This is a genomic window from Mesorhizobium sp. M4A.F.Ca.ET.090.04.2.1 (assembly GCF_003999085.1).
Taxonomy (GTDB): domain Bacteria; phylum Pseudomonadota; class Alphaproteobacteria; order Rhizobiales; family Rhizobiaceae; genus Mesorhizobium.
On record NZ_RZOT01000419.1, the window covers coordinates 1 to 5,484 of the forward strand.

Annotated in this window: 6 protein-coding genes and 1 riboswitch; of the genes, 3 read left to right on the plus strand and 3 right to left on the minus strand. The window is 66.6% G+C overall.

Features of this window, described 5'->3' with window-relative positions; translation table 11 throughout:
* Positions 1-264, plus strand: a 264-nt coding sequence (locus tag EN781_RS34875; RefSeq protein WP_210213494.1) for a hypothetical protein, incomplete at its 5' end; no start/stop codon positions are given.
* A gap of 6 nt (positions 265-270) precedes the next feature.
* On the opposite strand, the gene thiQ is transcribed toward EN781_RS34875, so the two are convergent.
* The 3 genes from thiQ to thiB all read right to left on the minus strand — a co-directional run bounded on the left by thiQ (position 271) and on the right by thiB (position 3,871).
* On the minus strand, positions 271-1,029 hold the full coding sequence (gene thiQ / locus EN781_RS24430) for a thiamine ABC transporter ATP-binding protein (protein ID WP_126057896.1): 759 nt from the start codon (positions 1,027-1,029) through the stop codon (positions 271-273).
* Positions 1,026-2,636, minus strand: coding sequence for a thiamine/thiamine pyrophosphate ABC transporter permease (thiP, locus tag EN781_RS24435; protein ID WP_126057895.1), 1,611 nt, complete (start codon positions 2,634-2,636; stop codon positions 1,026-1,028). The genes thiQ and thiP overlap by 4 nt, the downstream gene beginning before the upstream one ends.
* 230 nt (positions 2,637-2,866) lie before the next feature.
* Complete coding sequence (gene thiB / locus EN781_RS24445) at positions 2,867-3,871, minus strand: thiamine ABC transporter substrate binding subunit (protein ID WP_126057894.1); 1,005 nt, start codon at positions 3,869-3,871, stop codon at positions 2,867-2,869.
* Between the two features lie 43 nt (positions 3,872-3,914).
* Positions 3,915-4,028, minus strand: a riboswitch (TPP riboswitch).
* 102 nt (positions 4,029-4,130) lie between these two features.
* On the opposite strand from thiB, the gene EN781_RS24450 reads away from it, so the two are divergent.
* Both EN781_RS24450 and EN781_RS24455 read left to right on the plus strand, forming a co-directional pair.
* A complete protein-coding gene (locus tag EN781_RS24450; protein ID WP_126057893.1) occupies positions 4,131-4,775 on the plus strand; it encodes a thiamine diphosphokinase in 645 nt (214 codons plus the stop codon).
* A gap of 1 nt (position 4,776) precedes the next feature.
* A partial coding sequence (locus tag EN781_RS24455) for an ATP-binding cassette domain-containing protein (protein WP_145965603.1) occupies positions 4,777-5,484 on the plus strand: 708 nt, incomplete at its 3' end.

Here is a 5,484-nt window from a genome sequence, read left to right on the forward strand (position 1 = left end):
ATGCTTGCCGGTCGGCAGATCGGCTTCCTTTCCAAATCTTTGCGGGCAAATCACGGCCTGTGCCAGACCAGTATGGGCGGACCTAGCCATACTCCTCCAGTCAAGGCAAGCAAACGCTGCATCACCCGAACCCGGTTTGAGCGTAAATTATGTCCGCTTCCGGGCAACATGCCGAGATCCGGCAGCAATGCATGTCACCTGGAAATGTGCTGTGGTTTTGAGGCAACGACCTGCTCAAAAACAGAACCCAAGCGCATCCCTTGAGGTCGTTCAGGCGCGACGCCCCTTGGCTGGATCCATGCCGACATAGCGCCGAAAGCCGTCCGGTCCAGAGGCGTCGAAGAAGTTGGCCGCCGTCCCCGTCGCGGCGACCGTGTGGTTGTCAAGGAAGACCATGTCCTGGCCGATGCGGCGCGCGTCCTCCGGCTGGTGCGTGACGAACAGCACCGTCATCTGCCGTTCGGTATGGACACTGGCCAGCAAATCGAGCATGTCGTCGCGCAGCGCCGGTCCGAGCGAGGCGAACGGCTCGTCGAGCAAGAGCACCGGCCGGTCGCGCACCAGCACGCGCGCCAGCGCGACGCGCTGCCGCTCGCCGCCGGAAAGCTCGCGTGGCAGGCGCCTCTCCTTGCCCGCAAGGCCGACACGCGCCAGCGCATCGGCAATTGCCGCATGGTCGGCATCAGTGAGGCTGAGCGACGGCGAGCGGCCGAGCCCGACATTCCGCTCCACCGAAAGATGGGCGAACAGATTGTTCTCCTGGAACACCATCGAGACCGGCCTCACCGAAGGCGGCGCGGCGCTGACATCGCCACCGTCGATCAGCACGCGGCCGGATCCTGGCATCTCGAAACCAGCCACCAGGTTGAGCAGCGTCGACTTTCCCGAACCGCTCGGCCCCATGATGGCGGTGATCTTCGAGGCGGCGAACCCGACGTCGAAACGGAACGGCGCTTCGCCATAGCTGAACGAAGCGTCCTCGAGCCGGACGGCCGCGCCTTTCGCCCCGACTTCCTTCGCCGGCGTCATGATTTCTCTCCTTGCCCGAGGCGATCGGCGGCAAGCACCAGCGCCAGGCAGACGAGACCGAGCAGCAAGGCAAGGCCGGCGGCGTCGGCGGTGCGATAGCTGCCCATGCGCGCCAGCAGAAGATAGGGCAAGGTCTGCACGGAATCGCTGCCGAACAGCGCGATTACGCCGAGATCGCCGAGCGACAGGGCCATGGCGAAGGCGAAGCCGGTTGCGAGCGGCCGCCTGAGCGACGGCCAGTCGACCAGGCTGAGCCGGTTCCAGCCTGATATGCCGAGCAGCAGGCAGAGCCTCTCGTGGCGCTCGCTTGCTGCATCGTAGGCGGGGCGGATCGCGCGGATGGCAAAGGGCATCGCCATCACCGCGTTGACTGCGACGACCATCACCGGGGCGAGGGCAAAGACGTCGCTGACCGTACGCAAAAGCAGGAACCAGCCGGCGCCGACGACGATGGGCGGTACGACGAGGACGAACCCGGCACCGGTATCCGTTGCGTGCTCCAGCAATGTCTTGCGGCCGGCACAGCGCTTCAGGGCCAGCGCCCGGCGCGCCGCGATCAGCGCCAGCGACATCGCCACCGCGAGCGACGCCGACAGGAAGGCCAGCACCACGCTGGTCTGCGTCGCCTGCCGCACCGCGCTCTCGCCGGCGAGCCGGCCGAGATCGGCGCCGAGGCCCGCCGCGACCGTGGCCGCCATCGGTCCGGCGACGAACAGCAGCGCGAGCACGATCAGAGCCGCGTTCAGCGAGGTTTCCGCCGGGCTCGCCGAAAAGTACCGGCGCGGCGCCACCGGCAGGTTGGCGTCGCCGACGGTGTTGGCGCCGAGCCGCGTCAGTGCAAGCACTACGGCGAAGGTCAGCGCGATCTGCAGCAGCGTCAGCGTCACCGCCCGCGCCGGATCGAAATCGAAGCGCAGCGCCTGGTAGATGGCGACCTCCAGCGTCGTGGCGGCCGGCCCGCCGCCGAGCGTCAGCACGATGGTGAAGGAGGTGATGCAAAGCATGAAGACCAGCCCGGAGACACCGGGCAGCGCTGCCCGCAACGCCGGCCATTCGATCAGCCGGAAGGCGGGCCGACCGCCCATGCCGAGCTGGCTTGCCAATCGCCAGTGATTGGCCGGCACCGTGCCCAGCGCCTCGAGGAACAGCCGCGTGGCCAGGGGCAAGTTGAAGAAGACATGGGCAACGAGGATGCCGGACAGTCCGTAGATGCCCGGCCAGTTCCGTCCGCCGAGCAGGCCGGCGAAATAGCCGGCATTGCCGTAGAGCGCCAGGATGCCGAGCGCCGCGACAATGGCCGGCAGCGCCAGCGGCAGGGCGAAGAGCTGCAGGATCAGCCCGCGGCCCGGAAAAAGCGGATGCCGGGAGAGCGCGCGCGCGACGAACAGCGCCGGCACAACGGAAAGCAGGGTCGACAACAGCGCCTGCCAGAGTGTGAAGCGGACGACGCGCAGGATATAGGGATCGAAGGCCGAGGCGGCGCCGGAGAAATCATGCGCGCCTTCAAGGACGAGGCCGGCGAACGCCCCGCCGATCAGCAAGGTGATGGCGCCTAGCGCGGCGATGCCGGCGGTGATGCGGGGGTCAGAGCGAGGCGCGAGCTGCACGCTGCACCCTGGCGGAACTTAGCGAAAGCCGCGTTCCTTCGCCCCCCCCTCTGTCCTGCCGGACATCTCCCCCTCTAGGGGGGAGATCAGCAGCGTCGACGCCGCGTTCCATCCCACACCGCCAAAGGTTGGCGAAAACCGCCGTGACAGCCAATCTCCCCCCTTGAGGGGGAGATGTCCGGCAGGACAGAGGGGGGTGGCTTGGCGCAGACATCGAGGCGATCGAAAGCCTACTTGCTCATCGCCGCCAGCCATTCGTCCACCCAGGCCTTGCGGTTGGCGGCGACCTCATCGGCGCTGAACAGCAAGGTCTTGGTCGGCTTGACCAATTTGTCGAAGGCCGGATTGAGCGGCTTGTCGGTCTTACCGGCCGGGAACATCCAGTTGGTCTCGGGGATGACATCCTGGAATTTCGGGCCGGTCATGAAGGCGATGAACTTCTCCGCCAGCGGATTCTTCGCCCCTGTCGTGGTGATGCCGGCAACCTCGATCTGCAGATATTCGCCCTCCTCGAAGGACGCGGCCTGGTAGCGTTCAGTTTTCTCGGCGACCATGTGATAGGCCGGCGAGGTGGTGTAGGACAGCACCATCGGCGCCTCGCCCTTGGTAAACAGGCCATAGGCCTCGCTCCAGCCCGGCGTCACCGTCAGCACCTTGGACTTGAGCTTGGCCCAGGCTTCCGGCGCCTTGTCGCCATAGACCGACTTGACCCAGAGCAGCAGGCCGAGGCCGGGCGTCGAGGTGCGTGGATCCTGGATGACGATCTTGTCGGTGGCGCTGCCCTCGACCAGTTCCTTCAGGCTCTTCGGCGGGACTTTCAGCTTTTCGGTGTCGTAGACGACGGCGAAATAGCCATAGTCGAACGGCACGAATGTGTCGTCGCTCCAGTTGCCGGGGACATTGAGGCCGGACACGTCGCCATGCGGCGCGAACAGGCCGCTCGCCTTGGCTTCGGCCGTCAGGTTGGTGTCGAGGCCGAGCACGATGTCGGCCTTGGTCGCCGCGCCCTCCAGCTTGACGCGGTTGAGTAACGCCACGCCATCGGCGACCGAGACGAATTCGAGATCGCAGCCGCATTCGGCCTCGAATTCCTTCTTTACCGCCGGGCCGGGACCCCAGTCGGCGGTGAAGCTCTCATAGGTATAGACGGTGAGCTTGTCCTTCGCGGCCGCCGGACCCGCCAGAAGCGAAACCAGGCCGGTTGCCAGAACAAGGTGGGACAAGAGCGTGCGCATCGGCGCCTCCTTCGTTGGTATTGAAAGGAATTGAGGCGCCGGATGGTCCGAGACGTCTAATCCCTCCGCCGGTACAAACCGGATCAGGTTCAGCGGGTTGGCGGTTGCCTCTCAGCCGGTCCGCGAAAACCCGCGTCCGGCACCCCGTTAGAGCGTTTCGACACATAGGCCCGGGCACGGCACCGCGCAAGCGGAAGTTTGCCGGGTGCCTGCACCCCCGGCTTCCGTTTCTCGGGCGGGGCTGGTAAGGGCGACGCCCATGGGCACATTCACCATCCTGCTTGGCGGCGACCTCGTCCGCACGCCGCGGCTCGACAGCCAGCTGGCCGGCGCGCGCGTCATCGCCGCCGATGGCGGCATCGGCCATGCCCGCATGCTGGGCCTGACGCCTGAGCTCTGGGTCGGCGATTTCGATTCCGTGCCGCCGGATTTGCCGGATGATCTGGCCGCCGTGCCACGCCAGGTGTTTCCGGCCGAGAAGGACAAGACGGACGGCGAGTTGGCGATCGCCGCCGCCCTCGAGCGCGGCGCCACCGGCCTCGTGCTGGCCGGCGCCTTCGGCGGCAAGCGCGCTGACCACGCCTTCCTGCATCTGGCACTCGCGGTTCGCCTGGCCGAGGCCGGCATGAGCGTGGTTATGACCAGCGGCGCGCAGGAAGGCATTCCGCTTTTGCCTGGCAAGGCCGGCTTCGACTATGCCGACGGCACGCTGTTTTCGGTGCTCGGCTTCTCCGACCTTTCCGGCCTGAGCGTCGCCGGCGCCAAATGGCCGCTCGATCACGTCGAGGTGACGTTCGGCTCGTCGCTGACTATATCAAACGAGGTCAAGGGGCGGCTTGAGATCGCGCTCGGCCACGGGCGCGCGTTGCTGCTCGCTCACCCCTATCCCCTTCCTGAAAGCTGACATGGCCCCGCCTCTTCTCAATCTCGACGGGATAAGACTGACCTTCGGCGGCACGCCGCTGCTCGATGGCGCGGCGCTCAGCGCGTCCGCCGGCGACAAGATCGCGCTGGTCGGCCGCAACGGCTCCGGCAAGTCGACGCTGCTCAAGATCGCCGCCGGCATGATCGAACCACAGGATGGCGAGGTGTTCCGCCAGCCTTCGGCGACGGTGCGTTACCTGCCGCAAATGCCCGACATGGATGGCTTCGCCAATGTGCGCGCCTATGTCGAGGCAGGGCTCGGACCGGCCGACGATCCCTACCGCGCCACCTATCTGATGGAGCATCTTGGCCTGACCGGCGAGGAGCGGCCAAACGACCTTTCCGGCGGCGAGGCGCGCCGCGCGGCCCTTGCCCGCGTCATGGCGCCGGAGCCCGACATTCTGCTGCTGGACGAGCCGACCAACCATCTCGACCTGTCGGTGATCGAATGGCTGGAAGAGGAGCTTGCCCGCACCTCCTCTGCGGTGATCCTGATTTCGCACGACCGTCGTTTTCTCGAGCGCGTATCGCGCGCCACTGTCTGGCTCGACCGCGGCCAGACCAAACGGCTGGACAAGGGTTTCGGCCATTTCGAGGAATGGCGCGACCAGGTGCTGGAAGAGGAAGAGCGCGAGCAGCACAAGCTCGGCCGCCAGATCGTGCGCGAGGAGCACTGGCTGCGCTACGGC

What these genes read in the sequence shown, in the direction of transcription:
- thiB (WP_126057894.1), bottom strand. Translation starts at nt 3,871, where the DNA reads ATGCGCACGCTCTTGTCCCACCTTGTTCTGGCAACCGGCCTGGTTTCG.
- EN781_RS24450 (WP_126057893.1), top strand. Translation starts at nt 4,131, where the DNA reads ATGGGCACATTCACCATCCTGCTTGGCGGCGACCTCGTCCGCACGCCG.
- thiQ (WP_126057896.1), bottom strand. Translation starts at nt 1,029, where the DNA reads ATGACGCCGGCGAAGGAAGTCGGGGCGAAAGGCGCGGCCGTCCGGCTC.